Source organism: Lentibacillus jeotgali, from assembly GCF_000224785.1.
Taxonomy (GTDB): Bacteria; Bacillota; Bacilli; order Bacillales; family Amphibacillaceae; genus Lentibacillus; species Lentibacillus jeotgali.
In genome coordinates, this window is sequence record NZ_AGAV01000011.1 from 12,424 (window position 1) to 31,892 (window position 19,469).

Genomic DNA, 19,469 nt, shown 5'->3' on the forward strand with positions numbered 1-19,469 from the left:
ACAAAAGGGCAAGATTGTTAAATAAACATAGGAGGGGAGATATGAAGCATATTCTCCAATTTACACTGGGGTATTTAGGGTATTTCCTAATAGTATTTATGGCGTTAAGGGCTTTGCTTATTCAAAATGATACAATAGGGTTTACTATATTAGTTGTTGGATCTTTTTTACTTGTGAACTACCTGCATTATTTAGAAAAAAAGCATGAAACTCCAAGGTATAGTGGCTACATAAAAGTAATTCTAGTTATAGCATTTTTAATTTCAGGTCTTATAATGCTTTTTTAAACAATCGAGGCGCTTTTCTCTAATAAGGATTAGCGCCAGTATCGCATATAAGGACCATTTAATTGAATAACTTATTGCAAAAATAAAGCCAATTTGAAACAATTGGTATAATATTTTAATCTTGATTATACCTAATCGGAGTGTTGTTTATATGAATGAAATTGTTTGGAGTGATATTATATTCCAATTAATTACTTTTGTAATTTTAATACTAACGATTGTACTAATTGTGTTAGCTTTTCGGGAAACGATTAAAAGATCCAAACAGATTGATAATATACCAATTATAAACATAGTTATTGATATAGCACTTATATTGTTACTTTGGTTTGTTCTTGATTTTATGAATGTAAACATATCATATGTAGTTCCAAATTTAATAGAATGGGCGACAAAGTTTATACTCCCTTGGATAGGATTATATTGGCTTATAAGGCTTATTAAAATTTTTGAGAAGAAATAAATCATATTCCCTCCGAACGGGCGCTAAAACGGAACAAAACAATGTAGGGAGGATGTTTAATGAAAAAGTATATTGTATTTGCCATTAGTTTTATAATTTTGTTTGCGGTATTCCAAATTTTATCTGGATATTTGGTGACGTTTTTTTATACTCCAGATATAACGAGCGCTTGGAACCAAGTTGGTGGTTTATCGAATACCACTGTTATTAAAGGTGGTTCTTCTTTCACATCATTATTTATTGCCTTTCTTGCCGCAACACTTGCATATTTCGTTCCCAAGATATTTGTAAAAGACAACAGTAAATAAATTTGCAGTGACAAACTGCCGCAATAGGAGCGCTTTCCCGGAAGAAGAAGCCGTCTATCAGTATTGGTGTTGAGGAGGTGTTGGATATTAATGATTCCATTCCTGTTAATGAATATAATAGAATAAAAAATAAATTACTGATTCGTACTTTTGTTTCTATCCCAATAACCATAAGTTTCGCAGTTTATTTATATAGTTCGCTTATTCAAGGTGAGATGGTAAGTCTTAATAAGCTTTTGAATGGAATTGTTGTGGTTCTTATTACAGTATCTATAATGTGGATCATAATGAATACAGATAAACAAATTAAAAAGGAAAAACAAAGAGAAATCAAAAAAAAGGATAAAAGCAAAAAACGTATTGCTATTGAGTGTGGTTTAATTTTCCTATTGCTTATCGTACTTATTGTTTACGCCCTATAATTACCTCGTATTTTGTGAAGTATTAAATTATAGGGCGCTTTCGCGGAAGAAGGCTCCAATAGAGTTGTGCTATATTGCGGGATATATTTGCTTTTAGAAGAAATTAATGTTGGAGGAATTTAGATGTCGGCTACTATTATTTTAATAGGACCAATTTGCGCTGGCAAAAGTACAGTAGCTGAAATTATTTCCAATAAAACTGGTATTCCTCAACGACCAATGGATGATTTACGATTTGATTATTATGAAGAAAAAGGTTTTAGTAAGGAAACGCAAAATAGAATACATGAAAATGATGGCTATATGGCTATGTATGCATATTGGAAGCCATTTGAAGCACATGCAGTTAAAAGAGTATTAGATGACTATCCAAATTGCATTCACGATTTCGGTGCAGGACATTCTGTTTATGAAGATGAAGTTTTATTTAAAGAAGTTAAGAATGTCCTTGATAAATACGATAATATATTTTTATTGCTGCCAAGTCAAAATGAAAAGGAATCCATTAATGTTTTAAATGCAAGACTGAAAGATCAGACCACCAACAATGATATATATAAACTTAATGAGCACTTCGTTAAACATACATCAAACAAATTCTTAGCTAAGCATATCGTTTATACAAATGGTAGTTCACCAGAAGAAGTTGCTGACAAAATAATTAAAATATCCAATAACGAATTTTGTTAAGTAACTTTTGAAAGCAAGTCACTGGTACAAGGGGAAAAATATTTATGATGAAATTGCAGGTAACGACGTTTGTCTTGATCGGAGGAATAATTGGATTTTTTACAGATGGCGTAATGATTGGAGCTGGCGCAGGAGCACTTGTTTTCATAGCATACAGGTTAGAGAAAGTGTTGGGAGATAACATAAGGAATAGTAGCAGATCTATGAAATAAACGGGCGCACTTCCGGAAGAAAGGTATGTGCAGTCTTGGCTATATGGACCTATGTCAAGAAATTGGACACTTAAAATTTGGAATTCTTGTTAAGTATTTATCAGGCTGCTCCTGTAGCCTTCGCTGCAGAGAAACAAATTCTCCCCATCATTACTTTTTAGGTAACAGAAATTCCACTCCGTTCGTTCCAGCCATTCGTTGCGCATACTTTTTCTCATAAGCTATCGGTGACAAATATCCTATAGACGAATGAACACGTTTATAATTATAGAAAGTCATGATGTAGGCAAATATACTTTGCTTTGCTTGTGCACGTGTCTGATATCTTTGATGAAATATAAGCTCTTTCTTCATGACACTATGAAAAGATTCGATAGAAGCATTGTCATAACAGTTGCCTTTTCTGCTCATACTTGTCGTGATCTTATAGTTTCGTAGAATGGCCTGGTAGTCATGGGCTGCATATTGACTGCCACGGTCAGAATGATGAATCAGTCCCTCCTGTGGTTCCTGTTGACGAATCGCTCTTTGTAAAGCTGTCATCGTTAAAGCCTTTGTCATTCGCCTGCTCATTTCCCAACCGATGATTCTTCTTGAAAATAAATCCATGACAGTGGCTAAATACAACCACCCTTCATTGGTCCATACATAAGTGATATCACTAACCCAAACTTCTCCTGGGTGGTCTACGTGGAAATTCTGATTCAATAAATTAGGATAAACAGGATAAGAATGCTTTGAATTTGTCGTTGCTTTATATTTCTTCACTGTTTTCGAACGTAAGCCATTCTCCTTCATAATACGGGTCACAGTCTTTTGTGATACGTCCCAGCCTTCCTGTTTTAATATTTCTGTGATTTTTGGGCTGCCGTATCTTCTATAGGACTCTATATATACTCGCTTCACCTGTGCTGTGAGCTTTTCTTTTCGCTTTTCCTGGTTACTCTTGGATCGAACCCTCCAATCGTAATAGCCACTTTTCCAAACACCTAATACCTCGCACATCTTCGCCACACGGAATTCGTGTCGGTGTTTTTCGATGAAGTCATAAATTACTTCCGGCTTTTTGCGAAGATGCCCATAGCCTTTTTTAGTATGGCATTCTCCTCTTCCAAGTCACGAATACGCTTATCCTTTTCATACTCTACTTTATCTTTGGCAGGAAGGTTCCCGCTCCCTACAAAGGCATCTTCTTGTTCTTCTTCATATTTAGCCACCCATTTATGCAATGTTTGATGGACTATATCCAGTTCTCGTGCTACTTCTGCCACCTTTCTGCCATCTTCCGTCACCATCTTTACAGCATACATTTTAAACTCTTTATCGTATCGTTTCCCGCTCATCTTGGACACTCCTAAGAATTAATAGTTTCAGTATAAAAATCTCTGTTTTCTGTGTCCAATTATTAGGCTAACATCAATAAGGCCATATAACGAAAGATAGAATTAGTAAAAGAGCAACAAAAAAGGGAGAGTTACATTTGATAAAAAAGGGTTTACTATTATTTTTACTTATTTTATTTTTAGCGGGTTGCCAATCAACTGATACTGAGTCTCCCGAAGAAGAAAAAACATTAGACGAAAAGCCAGAAATCACTATAACTCAAGGCGACAAAAGCATAAATACCGATACAATAGTAAACTGCTGGGCAGATAATGATTGTAGTGAAGAGTCTGGAAAAATCGAGAACATTAATATGGAGGAACTAACCGAAGATATAGAGCCAAACGAAATTACTAATGATGAGAGATTATCTTTAAATATTGAAGGAATGGAACCCACTCAATGGGGGTATACGGTGTATGATCCAGATAAAGGATCATATAAAGATGGAACACTGAAAAATAATAAAATCGACATAAATGGAGATGGCGAAAAACAATATTTAATAACTGGTAGTTGGTATGATGATGGAAAATTCATTGGCACTATCTCCAAGGTTTTTGTATTAGAGATAGAATAAACAATTTAAACCTTTATCAGATGTATTCCGTTAACGGGCGCTTTTGACGAACGATTGTATGCTAAGATTGTGCCAGATTGTTGAAGATTGGAAATAAACTTATCCCCTAAACAGAGAGGAGAAATATGAAAATGTATGAAGAATACAGCAGGCAATCCTTGCCTTCTAGGCAGTATAGGGAATTATTAGGAAGCGCAATTTGTGTTTTCAATTCTAATAATGCGTTTGTTATTGAAAATATATTAAGGAATGACGAAACGGATGAATATACTTGGCATCAGTTAATAGATTGTACATCGGGAAATTTATCAAAACCAATTAAGAACACCATAACCAAAAGTTCAAACACCGTAATTGCTAATAAATTTGATGAAGTTATTCAAGTAAGAAATAGGATCATGCACAGTTTCCAAGTTACTGCTCCTAAAGGAAAAGGTATATCTGACGATAAAGAATAATCAAATATTAGCCACTAAATATAAGAATGGAAAGCAGGCCTATATAACAAAAGATTTTTTGTATGATTTTATTAAGAGGAATGATGAATTGAGTAAGGAACTTCACGGATTTAGAGGATATTAATTATCAAGGTTGTGTCGGTTGCTTGTTGGCCGTGAAAAAGGCTGTAAACAGTAATTAAAATTGTTCCTATAACGGCAAGTATCGGAACTTCACTGTTAATTTTAAGTATAAATAAACTCAATTGTCGAGGCAATATTACTTTTTAAAGGTCAAGTTCTTTTTCCGAAGTAATTTACGGAACTTTTGTATTTTACACATAAAGAGTGCCGCCAAAACGGCGAGGTTTTTATCACTAAACAAAATTTAACATAACTGCGACCCCCTTCTGATACCTAATGTTTTTAAACTGACGTCTTTTTTAAGTTCTAAATTAAACTAATGTATCTAAAAGTCTTGATTATCGTTAGGCGGTAAAGAGGATTCAAAGGGGTTTTTTAAATTGGGACAAATTATAATTATTGTGCTATACTCGATGTGAAAATTAAAATAAAAACTACTAGGGGTGCCCGAAAATCGTGGGCTGAGAGGAAAGGCGTTAGAAACTTTCCGACTCTTACGGACCTGATCTGGTTAATACCAGCGTAGGGAAGTAGTCTGACATGACAATGTTTTAAAATCAGAACTATTTCAAGCTAGGTCCAATTGTTGGATCTGGCTTTTTTCGTTTTCTCCTGGTAGGAATGAAAGGAGCATGAAATTGAATCGCACACGCCTACTAACAACTATGTCCGTCTTTGTCGCTATCGGAATACTAGGCTCACAGTTCATATGGTTTCCGGCGGGTGTTGCAAAAGCTTATCCTGTGCAACACGCCGTGAATGTCATAGCTGCTATCATGCTAGGCCCTGGACCGGCTGTTATCATCGCATTTATGATAGGACTTCTTCGTAATATGCTTGGTTTAGGTACGTTATTGGCCTTTCCCGGAGGCATGTTCGGTGCTTTTTTAGCTGCATGGCTTTATCGGATGACCGCAAAAAACTACATGGCAGCCCTTGGCGAATCTTTCGGAACAGGTATTGTAGTCTCTCTGTTCGCTGTTCCATTTGCACGTATTCTGTTGGGGGATTCAGCTGGTGCTTTTTTCTTTATACCACCGTTTCTTGTCAGCAGCATTTCTGGTGCTTTAATATCGTAGCAAAAATGAAACAGGCGAATATATGGAAAAGTCATGCCTAAAGGAGGAAAATTACAATGCAATCCATACCAACGTCATTAACAATTGCTGGCACAGACCCAACAGGAGGAGCAGGGATCCAAGCCGATTTGAAAACCTTTCAGGAGTTAAAAAGCTATGGAATGTCTGTGATTACTTCGGTTGTCGCTCAAAACACAACTGGTGTCCAGGATGTTCACCATTTGCCTATTTCCATGATTGAGGCCCAACTCGATTCAATTATTGATGATATTCCTGTGCAAGCATTGAAAACAGGAATGATAGCAAATACAGATATGATGAAAATCATTAAGCGGAAAATCACGAGTTTAAATGCTCCTTATGTAATGGATCCGGTAATGGTGACAACAAGTGGAAGTACGTTAATAGATGATAATGCTCGCGTTTTCTTAAGAGATGAATTACTTCCATTAACAACAATTGTCACACCAAATATTCCTGAAACAGAACATTTACTTGATAGAAAAGTAAACAACGAAGAAGACATGATACAAGCTGCTAAAGATATTGTTAAACATTTTGGTGTAAAGGCTGCTCTTATTAAAGGTGGGCACACAAAAGGTGACGCTACTGACTTTTTATACGACGGAAAGGATCCGTATTCTTTTTCAGCTGATCGGATTGATACCCACAACACGCACGGAACAGGTTGTACTTTGTCAGCCGCTATTACGGCTTATTTAAGTCACGGCTTATCTTTGTATAGGGCCGTTGAACAAGCGAAAAGGTATGTGACGCTTGCGATTCAATATTCATTATCTCTCGGTCAGGGGAGTGGACCAACCAATCATTGGGCGCCCCGAATTGATGAAGTGTAAAACAAAACGTGACACAATAATTGCTTCTAGAACCAACAATTCAAAGGAGGGACTATAATGACTGAATTAAGACAGCGACTCCGAAAGTATTTTATTATGGGAAGCCAAAATTGCGAGCATCATCCGGTTGAAACGTTAGAAAAGGCGATTCAAAGTGGGATTACCGCTTTTCAGTTCCGTGAAAAAGGAATAGTTGCCCAATTGGATGCAGATGGGATTCACGTCGGACAAGACGATATGCCTGTTGGAGAAATACGGAAGCGTCTGCCTCACAAATTGATTGGACTCTCGGTATCAACCAATCAGGAATTAAATGAAAGTCCCATCGAATCGGTCGATTATTTTGGAGCCGGTCCGATATTTTCAACGACAACCAAGGAAACAGTCAAAATACCCGCGATAATGCCCGATTGGTTATTGAGGCTGGGGCAGATGGGGTTTCCATTATTTCAGCTATTACAAAAGCCCAAAATATCAAGGATGTGGTAGACAGATTATAAGAGGTAACAACAACAAGCTGTATGCCCAGTTAACGAAAAAGCTAAAGTGAACTTTTAAAATTGATTGGTTTAGTCATCCAAACTTTATTTAATGAAAGGAGTCTATATCGTGAGTTACTTAATGAAAATAAGAGAAAAATCACCCCTTGTTTACAATATTATGAATGAAGTAGGTTCCAATTTTATAGCAAATGGATTGATTGCTGTGGGTGCTTCACCTTCAATATCTAACATGCCAGAAGAAGCAGAGGAAATGGCGAGCAAAGCAGATGCTGTCGTATTAAACCTAGGTACATTAAGTAAAGACCGAGCAAAGGCAATGATGTTGGCAGGTCGGGCAGCGAACGAAGCAGGCGTCCCTGTATTATTAGATCCAATTGCAATTGGAGCCACCAATTTTCGTACATCTGTCATTGATGACATCCTGTCCAACGTTGAATTAACCGCTATTTGTGCCAATGCTGGAGAAATTGCCGTTTTGGGTGGAGCATTGAAAAAAACAACTAGCCCAGATAGTTCTCTCGAAGAAAATGATCCATCTATTGCCGAAAAAGTTGCTCGAAAATATGAAACAGTCGTTATTGCAACCGGCCAAACAGATGTCGTCACCGATGGCAATAGGACTTCCCTTTGTAAAAATGGAGATGCGATGCTACAAAATATCACAACCAGTGGCTGCTTGCTTACATCTATTATTAGTGCCTTTGTAAGCATAGCCGGAGAGAGAATATACGAAGCAAGCATTGAGGCCGTAACGGGATATGGAATAGCAGCAGAATTGGCCATGAAAAAAGCTGATGGACCGGGATCATTCATACCTGCTCTTTTAGATCAGCTATATTTCTTAAATGAGGAAACCGTTGCCACACATCAGAGATTGGAGCAATAAATATACAATGTATGAAGAAGCGGAGGAAAAGGTGCGAGAGTCATTGTTTGATAGGAAAACAGCCCTTGTATTGATTGACTTGCAAAATGATTTCTGTCATCTCGATGGCACAGCCTCTAAGCGTGGGAAAAGCATCACTAATTTTCAAGATACTTTTAAGAGCATTGTTCATTTATTGAATGTTGCACGCAGAGAAAATATCCCTATTATTCATACGATTTCGGAACATAGTGTTTGGAGCCAATCGCCTTCACGAAAAGAAAGGTTTGGTCGTCAGGAACAGAAAAATACTCTTTCTTATTGTCAACCAGGAACGTGGGGCGCTAATATTTATCATCTATTTGAACCAGAACCTAACGAAAAGGTTATTATCAAGCATAGATATAGCGCTTTTTTGTACACAAATTTGGAGTTAATATTGCGAGCCAGCCAAATCGAACATATTATTTTGGTTGGGATTTATACCAATGTTTGTATCGACAGTACAGCGCGAGACGGATATATGAGAGATTTTTGCGTCACAGTTCCATATGACTGCGTCGCATCCGATGATGAGGAAAAGCATGAATATGCACTTCATCTATTGAAAGGTACATTTGCTAACATTGTTCACTCTAGTAAATTAATTGAACAATAGCTTGTCTTGAAGTAAAGATTAAGACGTGACACTAATTAAGGTTTTCGGAGGAATACCAATATGGAAAAAATACTTTTTATAGAAACTGGTACTGGTCTTGATGTACATGGCCAAGATGTTAATGTGGCGGCATATCGGTCTGTAAGGGATGCCATTCATTATAATTCAATGCCTGGTATTCGCAGTATGCTACCCGATGGCGATTTAAACAATATGAAGGTCAATGTTAAGCTCGCGATTCCCCAAGGTTCAGAACAATTGGAATACAATAAAATCAAAGAGTTGATTCCATATGGTCACGTCACGATTGAAGTTGTAACAGGTGGTATGGCAACGACAAGCGGCATTTTCCTGGAAGATCAGCAAGATAAAAACGATTTGATGTATATCGTGAATGCTGCAGTTGAAGTGGGCTACTAAGTAGATAATTTTCAACAAATCTAAGGAGGGCATAGCAATGCGCTTTTCGGAATCTTTAAAAGCTGCAACTAAACAAAGCTGGACGTACAGTATGAATCATCGGTTTGTTCAGGAGATTGTCAAAGGTGATTTACCATTGGAAACATTTAAACATTATATTATGCAAGATATCTATTATTTGAAGCATTATGGAAAAATCCATGCATTTGCAGCTGCTCATGCGGATGATTTTGGCCAAGCCGCATCTTTAGCTAAAAAAGCACAAAAAACGGCTGAAGCAGAAATTACTGTTCATAAGGAACACGCCAGAATTCTCAATATCACAGATGACGATATAAACCGCTTTAAGCCGGCACCAACGGCCTATGGCTATACATCCCATATGTATCGGGCCGCATTATCCGGCAGTTTGGCGCAAATAGTTGCATCGATGCTTCCATGCTATTGGTTATATGCTGACATTGGTTTGGAAAATCAGGATGCTAAACCCGAAGTGGAGATTTATAACAATTGGATCCAGATGTATGCAAGTAACTGGTTCCAAGAATCTACTCGTGAAATGATTGACTTACTAGATGATCTAGCAGCTAAAGTGAGCGAGACGGAAAAGGAAAAAATGAAGGCTCAATTTGTGACGGCCAAAGAATATGAACTCGCCTTCTGGGAAATGGCCTATACATTTGAAACGTGGCCATCGGAACAGAAACAAGCAACAAATGTGTAGTTTTCAATTAATCATGTCATGAATAGTCATCGGTCTATTAATAGGCTGGTGGCTTGCTAACCGCCGTCCAACTACCTTTCGTTAAAGGCTTTTTGTTAAAAGGATATTCATTCCAACTATTTAATGATACGATAAAATTACATTACAGTATTTTAGAGGTGACAATTTTGAAAGAAACATGGGCTTTTTTAAACAGTGGTTTTCATGATGCGGCAACGAATATGGCCATTGATGAAACATTACTCAACTGGCACAGTGAAGGTAAAATTCCACCGATTATTCGTTTTTATGGTTGGGATAAACCGAGTCTCTCTGTTGGTCATTTTCAAAATGAACAAAAAACAATTAACTTCGAGGGTATTCACAAACATGACTGTCATTTTGTTAGAAGGTTAACTGGAGGAAGTGCTGTCCTACACGACCATGAAGTGACGTATAGTATTATTGTAAATGAAAACCATTCAAAAATTCCGCACACCGTCAATGAGGCATATTATGTACTCGCAGATGGGTTACTAAAAGGTTATCAAAGTCTCGGTATCGATGCGACCTTTGCACGCCCACAGCAGGAATCGGGTGACAACCGATCAGCAGTATGTTTTGAAACACCGGCTATTTATGAAATACTCGCTGATGGAAAAAAGTTATCCGGCAATGCCCAGACACGGCGAAAGGGAGTTCTCTTACAGCACGGATCGCTGCCGATAAGCTACGATACGACCATGTTGTTTGATCTTTTTCGATTTCCGAGTGAAAGATTAAGAAATCGTCAGCAGGAACGATTTGCCCGTAAAGCCACTGGCATTTATGAGCAGGTAAAGGAAGCACTAGAATATGATGATCTTATTCCGGTTTTCCTCGAGGGTTTTAAAGAACGTTTACATATTGAAACGGAAGCGTTCAAACCCACCGACGCTTTATGGGAAGACGTGACTCATTTGCGTGATACGAAATATGCAACAAAAACATGGAACAATAAACAGAAAAATAGAAAGACAGGAGTGAAATAGTATAACAATGACAAACAATAAAACAAAAACAATGCTTAGAAAACCAGACTGGTTAAAAATTAATATAAACACAAGTGATTCGTATAAGAGACTTAAGAAATTAATGCGAGAGAAACGGTTGAATACTGTTTGTGAAGAGGCGAAGTGTCCTAACTTGCACGAATGCTGGAGTGAGCGACAAACAGCAACTTTCATGATATTAGGTGATACATGCACACGTGGTTGTCGTTTCTGTGCTGTGAAAACAGGACGACCAAATGAACTTGACTGGGGGGAGCCGCAACGTGTGGCTGAGTCTGTCGAGGTTATGGGACTCAAGCACGTCGTTATTACAGCCGTTGCAAGGGACGATTTAAACGACGGTGGTGCAGCTGTTTTTGCAGAAACAGTGAATCAAGTGCATAAACGCAATCCCGGAACGACTGTCGAAATCCTACCATCCGATATGAAAGGGGATTATGACAGCCTGAATATGCTAATGGGATCAAAACCGGATATATTCAACCATAATGTTGAAACAGTACGTCGTTTGACAAAACGTGTGCGAGCAAAAGCAACTTATGATTGCTCCCTTGAACTTTTGCAGCGTGTGAAAAATATTGCGCCAAATACCCCAACAAAGTCGAGTATAATGCTCGGGCTTGGGGAAACGAAAGAAGAAATTTTAGAGACGATGGATGATCTTTTAGCACACGATGTGAATATTATGACTATTGGTCAATACTTACAACCTTCCACGAAGCATTTATATGTGGAAAAATACTATCATCCGGATGAATTCGAGGAGCTAAGGAAAATCGCACTTGAAAAAGGGTTTCATCATTGTCAGTCAGGCCCGCTGGTGCGCTCTTCTTATCATGCCGATGAACAAGTGACTGCGGCATCCGCACAACGCCGTATTCAATATATGAAAGGCTATGAAGAATTCGCCGGAAAAGAAGCCGATTTTTCCTTGAAAGATATGCTTCAATCAGATTAAGAATGAAACAAGGACAAAGTGTGTGCTTGTCAATATCTATAACTTGATAGTGAAAATCCACTATAACTTTTGATATCTGAAAACAGCCAATACCCCCCCGATCTGTAAGGGTCAAGGCTGTTTTCTTATTTATTTTAGCTGCAAAAATTAAATTATTACCTTCCACTTGTAATCTACTTACTTTGCCCCTGGTGACAGCTTCGCTGGTACTACCCCTAATAGATGATAAGAAGAGTCGGAATTTTTAACGCGAAAAATACTTATAATCAAGTGGGTTGAATATACCGCAAGACCAGCTAATATCAGAAAAACACTATTCAATCATCGGGCGCTATTCACTAATAGTGTGCCAACACCGTATATTAGCCATATTGTTGAGTAACCATGTGTTAAAATAAAAATCAATTTTGATTATGACTTTGAAGGAGGTATACAAAGTGGACATATACCAACAGCGTGCCATGCCAAAGAGGAAAAATATATTGCTTGAAATTAGTAGAATTATCATATTAACAGCTGGTGTCGGTTTATCACTTTATTTTACACTTACCGGACATTTTGAGCTGATGTCTACTATATTTTTTGTAGCAGGAGCATTCATGTTCGGTTTTTTCGATCCTGAAATGAGTCAAAAAAAACAAATTATAACGACTATACTGGCGGCTTTATTCATTTTCATTTCATCAATTTGTACTTTTTTGGATTAGTCGTTATCTTTATTCATTATATCTAGTTATCAACCTGTAATATTGGGCAGTCTTCCTCAAAAGGGCGCTAATCTCTAATAAGAAATTACCGCCAAACTGCATATAGGAGTAACAGAATGTACATGGTAAGGAAATCAATTATATTCACAAATGTGTCCTTTCAATGTTTTCCTCCATTCCAGGCAGATTTTTTGATAAAACATAAAAAAGGTAACATACTTTATAGTGAAAATAGGAGGGATATCAATGAATTCAAAAGAATTGAGAGAAAAAATTGATGCTAGTTGTCAAGAACATGACAGTTTATATGGAAAATTAGTAAAGCCTATTAACGACATGCTTATAAATGTCGATGCAGATATATCAGAAAAAACAGCAAATCAAATTTTGGATAACCTGGAACTATTTCATCAGGGTGAAAAGTATATAGCAGATTGTCATCTAGACGAAAGTAATAATTTTATTGAAGATGGAATACAGGCATTTAAAAAAGGGAACCTTAGTGATGGAGCCTTACAAATGTTTGGTGCAGGGTTGAATTTTGCTAGTTTTTCTACTAAGGTTGCTTCATCCAAAAATATCAATCCACATAATATGCTTGACGAACGATTCAAATTAATAAAAAGGGAATTAGGATAAAAATCAAAAATACAGGAAAATACAATTTATGTTTGTTCATCAGGACGCAGATTTGTAATGATTTGCGTCTTATTTTGGTATATAGGGCTATTTGATTGCGGGATCGTAGGTTGATTTAAGGGATTACGTTATTTGGAACATAGAATAGTCTTCCAGAAATGGGCGCGAGAATCTAATAATAATGGAGTAAGCCATTTTCAGCTAAAAAACGAACTGTGTTACGATGTTTATATAGTTCCTATTTTTTGAAAAGGGTGAATTTAAATGTCAATAGGCGCATGGATAGCAGTTTCCACTGGTATATTTATAGCCGCGTTTTCTGGGGTGTTTTATAATTCACAAAAGAGAAGGAAAAAATGATTTACACGGTTCTTTTGTATGTTTGTGGATATTAGCTAATAACAGAAAATGGTCTACTCAATCAACGGGCGCCTATCCGGAATAAGTCTTAGTGCCCTCTAGGTTGTTGAACAAGGTGAATTGGGAGGTTTTTTTGATGGAAAAAATGTTGGGTTCAAACGCAGCGTTAAAAAAAGTTGTAAACTTGTTTGTTCAAGGCTGGGTTTATTGTCGTCGTGAACCGACAACTCAACTTCATGAATTCGATACCATGAAGCATGTTAATTTTGGTACAGAAGTTGTTGGGAGAACAAATGAATTTTTTGTCTGGGATTCAAATCTTAGGCATGTTATAAGTACGATACATGAACAATTTGCTCAGAAAGAGCATTGGCTGACCGTGTTTACCAATGAAAAGCCGGATAATAACGATATTGAAGGATATAAGTTTTCAAATTCAGAATATCTTATGATATTAGATTTGGAAGACCATTCTTTTGAAACAGGCGATAAGGTTATAAGGAGAGTCCAAACAAAAGAGGAAGCACAATATATCAATGACTTTTTCGATAAAGTAGTTATTGACCTTAAAAAAATGGACGATCCATGTCTGCATTATTATGTTGGTGAAGAGAACGGAGAGCTTACATCTCATGGTCGATATTCGATTTTAGATAATACTGTTTGTCTGGATAGAATTTTCACCGCAGAAATTCACAGGGGAAAAGGGATTGCTAAAGCACTTTGCCAAAAAATGCTCTTGGATGCAAAGGAGGAAGGTGCTGTCAAAGGTGTCCTTGCATCTAGTCAAATGGGGCATCCTTTATATCTAAAACTAGGTTACCGAGATGTATCTAAAATGTGGGTGTTCGAAAGACAATCTTAAGTAAACGGGCGCAGTCATTGAATAAGCATATGCCTGAATTGGGCCAGTTAATGGGGAGTGATAAAACTGGAGCGCTTGCATTAAGGCTTACACTCCAGTTTTATTTCAGTTTTGAATTTCAGTATAAACCTGAAAGGTCACACCGAATTTGTCTGTTACATCTCCAAAACCGGGGCTAAAAGGTTCTTCTCCAAACGGCATATTGAATTTACCGTCTTGCTGCAAGGCTTCAAAAATTCGTTTTGATTTTTCCACATCATTCGTTGAAATACAAATTGTTACTTGTTTGCCCTTTTCAATAGGTGAAGAATCGGGAGCATCCGAAAACATGAGTTCCGATCCACCAACTTGTAGTTTTGCGTGTGCCACAAGATCTTTCAAATCATCTGTAAAAGTATTAGGCATTTCTGACATATCTCCGTAAGTCATAATTGAGAGGACTTCGGCGCCGATTGCTTGTTCATAAAACTGAATCGCCTTTTTTGCATTCCCTTCCATATTTAAATAAGGGGTAAGTTTCACTGTTATCATGATCAACTCCTTAGTTTTTGTTTTTCAATTGTAGCATCTAAATGATGCTTTGATTTCTCTTCGATTGCTATTTTGAAAGTAAACAACATAAAACGGTGCTTTTTTGTTAATCATGTGTTATTCCTTAATCGGGAGCGCTTCTCGAATAGATACCAGGTTTACAGATTTCTCCTTTTAAACAACTCCAGAATTCCGTCTGCAATTTTTTGAACACCAATGTTGATTGATGAATCATCAACTTGGGAAATACTGAGCCTAAGAATATTTTCTTTTTTGAACTCCGGTAGGTACATTTTTCTCGCATCGGCAAGATATACATCCTTTTTCTTTAAGTGTTCAATGAGCCTTTTTGCTTTTAGCTGATGAGGTAATTCAATAGTGGAGTAGAATCCTGATACCGATCCTGAATAAGACGTCGAAGGTGGCAGATATCTTTTATACGCCTCCTGCAAAAGTGAGCCTTTGTTACTATATATCCTTCGCATCTTTTGAATATGCGTATGGAACATTCCGCTTTTTAAATAGACTTCAAGCGCACCTTGTGTAAGTACGGGTGTATGTAAATCAGCAGCGAATTTTGCTCGCAAAAAGGTTCCCCTCATTTCTTCTGGAATAACTGTTAAACCAAGCCTTAGTCCAGGAAGCATAACCTTTGAAAAACTTTTCGTATAGATCACTCTTCCCGAGGTGTCGTAAGCAAACATAGGATCTTTTTTTATATCTAAATCGAGATCCCCCATGTAATCATCCTCAATAATATAAACATCATATTTTTGAGCTAATTCCACGATCTTTTTCTTTTCAACGTTCGTGTAGCTGTGTCCAGTAGGGTTATGAAACCTTGGTACCGTGTAAAAAAACTTGATATTGTTATGCTTAAAAATATCTTCTAAGCGCTGAAAGTCTATGCCGGATCTAGTAACCTCTACTCCAAATGTATCAGCATTTTTAAGTCGAGCCGATTCAATAAACCCTGCATGAGTTGGCTGTTCTAGGCAAATATTGTTTTTGCCATTGGGAAAAGGAAGCGAGACAAAAAGGTCAAGCGCTTGTTGCGAACCTGACACAACATAAATTCTTTCCGGCACAGTAAAAACCTGTAAATCTTGCAAATGATTGGCCAGTTGAACGCGCAATGAATGCAGTCCTTGTATCTCCGAATAAGTAAACATTTCTTCCTTATATATTTCAATTGCCTGATTAATGCAATGCTGAAAGTCACGATAAGGCATTATCTGTTTATCGGGGCCAGCAGACAAAAAATCGATTTGTTGTTTCTCTTTTGTCGCTGGACGATAACCCTCCACAAGGTAATAACCACTTTTGGGTACAGCGTATATAATATGTTTGTTTTCCATTTCTTGATAAGCCTTAATAATTGTATTTCTACTGCACTTCAGCTTGTCAGATAATGCTCTTATGGAAGGTAATTTTGTTCCCGGATTTAGTTTGCCTGCAACTATCCGTTGGTCGATCTCCTTCATAATCTTTATATATTTCATGATGTCCTCCTTTCCTCATTTCTGTATGGGTACAGTGCCAGAAAAAGAACATTTAGATTTTGTATGCTATTTATTATACTTAAACTTAAGGGTAGCAGAAAGAGAAAGAAGGCCTTCTGATAGTTTTATATTTTAGCTGCCTAAACAAAATTGTATTTGTCAACTCAAAATCCGGCCAAATGTTCATTTAATTTCCGACCAATTGTGAATAGTTCACATGTGTTTTTCACAAAAAATATCTTACATGTCAACACCGTCCAATAAGCTCTCTATCTATGAAATTTTCAAGGTACAGTTAATCTCATTGGCTTTATCGGCATCAATATCTGTGTATGAATAGCTGAGTCTTATTACACTAATCCCCCCCTCTAAAGCCTGCTTGCTGCTTATGCAGGTAATATTCACGGTTAGCCACTACCCTGAGTTCCCAGCCATTCCTTGGTTTCTTTCATACGGTAAGAGCTCCCGTTCATATTAACAATATGGGCCTGATGGGTAAGCCGGTCAATCATCGCTGCTGTCATCACCTCATCCTGAAAAATCTCGCCCCAGCGTTCAAAAGATAAATTCGTTGTAATAATCGTCGACTTACGACCTGCCCGCAATGAAAGGTGGGTGAAGAGCTGTTCAGCCCCTTCTTTATCAAATGAAATATAGCCCATTTCATCGGCAATCACAAGGTCATATTTTTCAAACCGACTTTGAAAGTTTCGAAGGGTGTTCTCTGCCCGTGTTTCCTTGATTTGATTCACAAGGAGGGGGACACTCGTAAACCACACTTTGAATCCTTCCAAACAGGCCTTCATCCCCAAACCGATAGATAGATGCGTTTTCCCCGTCCCGGAATTTCCTGAAAAAATGACATTCCGTCCTTCACGGATGAAATCCAGGGATTTCAAGGTTTTAAGTTTCTTCTGAGCATCTTCTGGCAAGTCTGGAACCGAAAGGTCCTCCAAGTATTTTTTCTGACTAAATGCAGCCCGACGGACACGGTTGTATCGGGCGGATTCCCGGCGTGCATCACGCTCTTTCTGAAGAAGATGGGCCAGAAACGCTTCATAACCACTATCCTGCAGATTGGCTTCTGAAGCATGCTCCGCCACGTGTTTGCGTATCATCGGCAACTTTAGTTCTTTCGCATAATCTTCAACATCTGCGAGCCATTCCTTTTGGGTTTTGAGTGTCAATGAGCCACCTCCGTTGGTTGTGCTATTTGAAATAATTGATCATAATCTTTCATATGATTCCGAGCCTGTTCGTTAATCGTTTTTGTGGCCTGCGATGATGGTTTTGTATGGCCGGGGTTCTCCTTATGCTTGTCACACATCACTTTAATTTTATCAGTCGTCACATGTTGCGGATGGATAGATTCGAGTCTGTCAATACTGGCTAAAACGTCATCGAGATTACCTTCATCCCGTAAGTAATGACATAATCCTATGAAATCACGTTCCTTACCTGTATAATAAGACTTGTAAATTTCTTTTATTTTTTGATCGGCCTGATGCAGGGCTAGACTGCCCGCCAATGCACCAGGCTTTTTTCTTAGTGTTTCTAAAATATGCGAGAGTTCCAGATTCCACCGATGGTGGCCGCTTAATCGCTCATGATCGGCTACACATGTTTCTTCATAAAAACAACGGATACGCTCGGCGTAAACTTTCACCATCACCATTTCCCCAACCAAATGATCCGGAACCGAATAACGGTTTTGATCGATGATCACGGTAGCGTATTTATCTACCCGGACATAATCAACACGAGCCCCGTCCCATTTGGGTGGTGCTGGCAAAAGATGTTCACGTTCCTGGTCCAGTCGCTGCCTGGGGGTTTGTCCTTCATATTGGCTAAAAGGTTTCTCGTTCAGTTTGTTTAGGCACACATCCTCCAGGTATTGATTGGCCTCTTCCAAACTATTAAACGTATCCTGAAAGGCAAATGCTTTGCGCCGGACGACATCCACACTCCTTTCCACATGGCCTTTTTCATTACCGCGGCGTATATTACAGAACCGGTATCCAAAACCATAATAAAGCATAAGTTGCATTAATCCCTCAGTCGGCTCTTTATCACCAGCCAAACGTTTGACGGCCACTTTCATGTTGTCATAGGTAATGGTCGTGTAAACACCATCTATATGGTCAAAGAAACGGGCATGTGCTTCTTGGAAGCACTCCGTGGTTTGTTTGGGAAATAAGCAGGCCCAACGGTAATTTCCATAAGCCGGTGTAAATACCGCCATTTGGAATGTATGCATCTGTCTGCCAATCGTCAGTTTGACTTCTCCCCAATCAAATTCGCAAACATCTCCAGGAAGGTACGTCTCTTTAATAAAAGCCTCTTTGGGCCTGCGTTCCAGCTGCCTCACGAATCGCCGAACGCTACTGTAACTAATATCCATCTTTTCATCTTCCAACGCCTCATACATGTCGATGATTGTTTTTTGTTGTTTAGCTTGTCCTTTGTGACGCTTTTCCCGGTTTTCCTGAAGGAATTCCTGAACCCGCTGTTTGATTTCAGGTGTTAACTTACGTTTAGCCCGGTTACCTGTTTTATAAGTGGGTTTCTCCGTCAAGGATTCAATCAGGGCCTCGACATGAACATGCTGGCCTCCCTCCATAAGACGACTACGTTTCTTTTCGTACTCCCTAACGTATTTACTGACGGTTTCCCGGTGGATACCGGTATCCCTCGCAATCTGCCGCATCGACCTCCCTTCGTGTGCATACAGAATTAATGCCTGGTATTTCTGGTTCATTGTGATCATCTCTCCTGCCCCCACTTGTATATTTTACAAGTGAGATTATCAATCTACTGGCCGGATTTTCAATGAACATAGTGGTC

The 19,469-nt window shown here is 38.2% G+C and carries 23 protein-coding genes, 1 pseudogene and 1 riboswitch; of the genes and pseudogenes, 19 read left to right on the forward strand and 5 right to left on the reverse strand.

The genetic code is table 11. The annotated features are described in order from the left end of the window. Window positions 1-41 precede the first annotated feature (41 nt). From ON01_RS08385 to ON01_RS08405, 5 genes are all read left to right on the forward strand, one after another. Window positions 42-287 (forward strand): hypothetical protein, encoded by a 246-nt coding sequence (locus ON01_RS08385; protein ID WP_010530584.1) that lies wholly within the window; start codon window positions 42-44, stop codon window positions 285-287. 151 nt (window positions 288-438) lie between these two features. Then, complete coding sequence (locus ON01_RS18550; protein WP_010530585.1) at window positions 439-750, forward strand: hypothetical protein; 312 nt, start codon at window positions 439-441, stop codon at window positions 748-750. Window positions 751-809: 59 nt separating this feature from the next. Then, on the forward strand, window positions 810-1,058 hold the full coding sequence (locus ON01_RS08395; RefSeq protein ID WP_010530586.1) for a hypothetical protein: 249 nt from the start codon (window positions 810-812) through the stop codon (window positions 1,056-1,058). 80 nt (window positions 1,059-1,138) lie between these two features. After that, window positions 1,139-1,480 (forward strand): hypothetical protein, encoded by a 342-nt coding sequence (locus ON01_RS08400; RefSeq protein WP_010530587.1) that lies wholly within the window; start codon window positions 1,139-1,141, stop codon window positions 1,478-1,480. 123 nt (window positions 1,481-1,603) lie between these two features. Then, window positions 1,604-2,170, forward strand: coding sequence for a shikimate kinase (locus tag ON01_RS08405; protein WP_010530588.1), 567 nt, complete (start codon window positions 1,604-1,606; stop codon window positions 2,168-2,170). Window positions 2,171-2,532: 362 nt separating this feature from the next. On the opposite strand, the pseudogene ON01_RS19215 reads toward ON01_RS08405, so the two are convergent. After that, window positions 2,533-3,725: pseudogene (locus tag ON01_RS19215) on the reverse strand (IS3 family transposase). A gap of 137 nt (window positions 3,726-3,862) precedes the next feature. On the opposite strand from ON01_RS19215, the gene ON01_RS08420 reads away from it, so the two are divergent. The 14 genes from ON01_RS08420 (at window position 3,863) to ON01_RS08485 (ending at window position 14,592) form a co-directional block, all read left to right on the forward strand. Then, window positions 3,863-4,345: a hypothetical protein gene (locus tag ON01_RS08420; protein WP_010530589.1), complete on the forward strand. Its 483-nt coding sequence runs from the start codon at window positions 3,863-3,865 to the stop codon at window positions 4,343-4,345. 131 nt (window positions 4,346-4,476) lie between these two features. Next, on the forward strand, window positions 4,477-4,803 hold the full coding sequence (locus ON01_RS08425; RefSeq protein WP_010530590.1) for a hypothetical protein: 327 nt from the start codon (window positions 4,477-4,479) through the stop codon (window positions 4,801-4,803). A 552-nt stretch (window positions 4,804-5,355) separates the two neighbouring features. Beyond that, window positions 5,356-5,472: riboswitch (TPP riboswitch) on the forward strand. Between the two features lie 92 nt (window positions 5,473-5,564). Beyond that, the gene (gene thiW, locus ON01_RS08430) at window positions 5,565-6,005 is read left to right on the forward strand and encodes an energy coupling factor transporter S component ThiW (RefSeq protein ID WP_050901112.1); all 441 of its coding nucleotides are present in this window, start codon (window positions 5,565-5,567) and stop codon (window positions 6,003-6,005) included. Window positions 6,006-6,061: 56 nt separating this feature from the next. Continuing rightward, window positions 6,062-6,862, forward strand: a complete 801-nt coding sequence (gene thiD / locus ON01_RS08435) for a bifunctional hydroxymethylpyrimidine kinase/phosphomethylpyrimidine kinase (protein WP_010530592.1) — start codon at window positions 6,062-6,064, stop codon at window positions 6,860-6,862. Between the two features lie 57 nt (window positions 6,863-6,919). Further along, entirely contained in the window at window positions 6,920-7,351 is a 432-nt protein-coding gene (locus ON01_RS08440; RefSeq protein ID WP_010530593.1) for a thiamine phosphate synthase, read from the forward strand. Between the two features lie 120 nt (window positions 7,352-7,471). Then, the gene (gene thiM / locus ON01_RS08445; RefSeq protein WP_010530594.1) at window positions 7,472-8,251 is read left to right on the forward strand and encodes a hydroxyethylthiazole kinase; all 780 of its coding nucleotides are present in this window, start codon (window positions 7,472-7,474) and stop codon (window positions 8,249-8,251) included. A 7-nt stretch (window positions 8,252-8,258) separates the two neighbouring features. Next, a complete protein-coding gene (locus ON01_RS08450; RefSeq protein ID WP_010530595.1) occupies window positions 8,259-8,888 on the forward strand; it encodes a cysteine hydrolase family protein in 630 nt (209 codons plus the stop codon). Between the two features lie 60 nt (window positions 8,889-8,948). Then, window positions 8,949-9,308 carry a Lin0512 family protein gene (locus tag ON01_RS08455; RefSeq protein ID WP_010530596.1) on the forward strand — a complete coding sequence of 120 codons (360 nt, stop codon included), beginning with the start codon at window positions 8,949-8,951 and terminating at the stop codon, window positions 9,306-9,308. 37 nt (window positions 9,309-9,345) lie between these two features. Continuing rightward, window positions 9,346-10,032 carry a thiaminase II gene (gene tenA, locus ON01_RS08460; RefSeq protein ID WP_010530597.1) on the forward strand — a complete coding sequence of 229 codons (687 nt, stop codon included), beginning with the start codon at window positions 9,346-9,348 and terminating at the stop codon, window positions 10,030-10,032. 164 nt (window positions 10,033-10,196) lie between these two features. After that, window positions 10,197-11,042: a lipoate--protein ligase family protein gene (locus ON01_RS08465; protein ID WP_029329059.1), complete on the forward strand. Its 846-nt coding sequence runs from the start codon at window positions 10,197-10,199 to the stop codon at window positions 11,040-11,042. A gap of 7 nt (window positions 11,043-11,049) precedes the next feature. After that, window positions 11,050-12,021: a lipoyl synthase gene (lipA, locus tag ON01_RS08470; RefSeq protein ID WP_010530599.1), complete on the forward strand. Its 972-nt coding sequence runs from the start codon at window positions 11,050-11,052 to the stop codon at window positions 12,019-12,021. A 437-nt stretch (window positions 12,022-12,458) separates the two neighbouring features. Next, the gene (locus tag ON01_RS08475) at window positions 12,459-12,728 is read left to right on the forward strand and encodes a hypothetical protein (protein WP_010530600.1); all 270 of its coding nucleotides are present in this window, start codon (window positions 12,459-12,461) and stop codon (window positions 12,726-12,728) included. Window positions 12,729-12,974: 246 nt separating this feature from the next. Next, complete coding sequence (locus tag ON01_RS08480; RefSeq protein ID WP_010530601.1) at window positions 12,975-13,367, forward strand: hypothetical protein; 393 nt, start codon at window positions 12,975-12,977, stop codon at window positions 13,365-13,367. A gap of 496 nt (window positions 13,368-13,863) precedes the next feature. Beyond that, window positions 13,864-14,592, forward strand: a complete 729-nt coding sequence (locus tag ON01_RS08485) for a GNAT family N-acetyltransferase (RefSeq protein WP_010530602.1) — start codon at window positions 13,864-13,866, stop codon at window positions 14,590-14,592. Between the two features lie 105 nt (window positions 14,593-14,697). On the opposite strand, the gene ON01_RS08490 is transcribed toward ON01_RS08485, so the two are convergent. From ON01_RS08490 to istA, 4 genes are all read right to left on the reverse strand, one after another. Beyond that, window positions 14,698-15,120, reverse strand: a complete 423-nt coding sequence (locus ON01_RS08490; protein ID WP_029329060.1) for a VOC family protein — start codon at window positions 15,118-15,120, stop codon at window positions 14,698-14,700. Between the two features lie 161 nt (window positions 15,121-15,281). Then, window positions 15,282-16,625 (reverse strand): aminotransferase-like domain-containing protein, encoded by a 1,344-nt coding sequence (locus ON01_RS08495; protein ID WP_010530604.1) that lies wholly within the window; start codon window positions 16,623-16,625, stop codon window positions 15,282-15,284. 407 nt (window positions 16,626-17,032) lie between these two features. Further along, on the reverse strand, window positions 17,033-17,812 hold the full coding sequence (gene istB / locus ON01_RS08500; RefSeq protein ID WP_010529048.1) for an IS21-like element helper ATPase IstB: 780 nt from the start codon (window positions 17,810-17,812) through the stop codon (window positions 17,033-17,035). Further along, window positions 17,809-19,392 carry an IS21 family transposase gene (istA, locus tag ON01_RS08505; RefSeq protein WP_010530605.1) on the reverse strand — a complete coding sequence of 528 codons (1,584 nt, stop codon included), beginning with the start codon at window positions 19,390-19,392 and terminating at the stop codon, window positions 17,809-17,811. Before istA ends, istB begins: the two co-directional genes overlap by 4 nt. Window positions 19,393-19,469 lie beyond the last annotated feature (77 nt).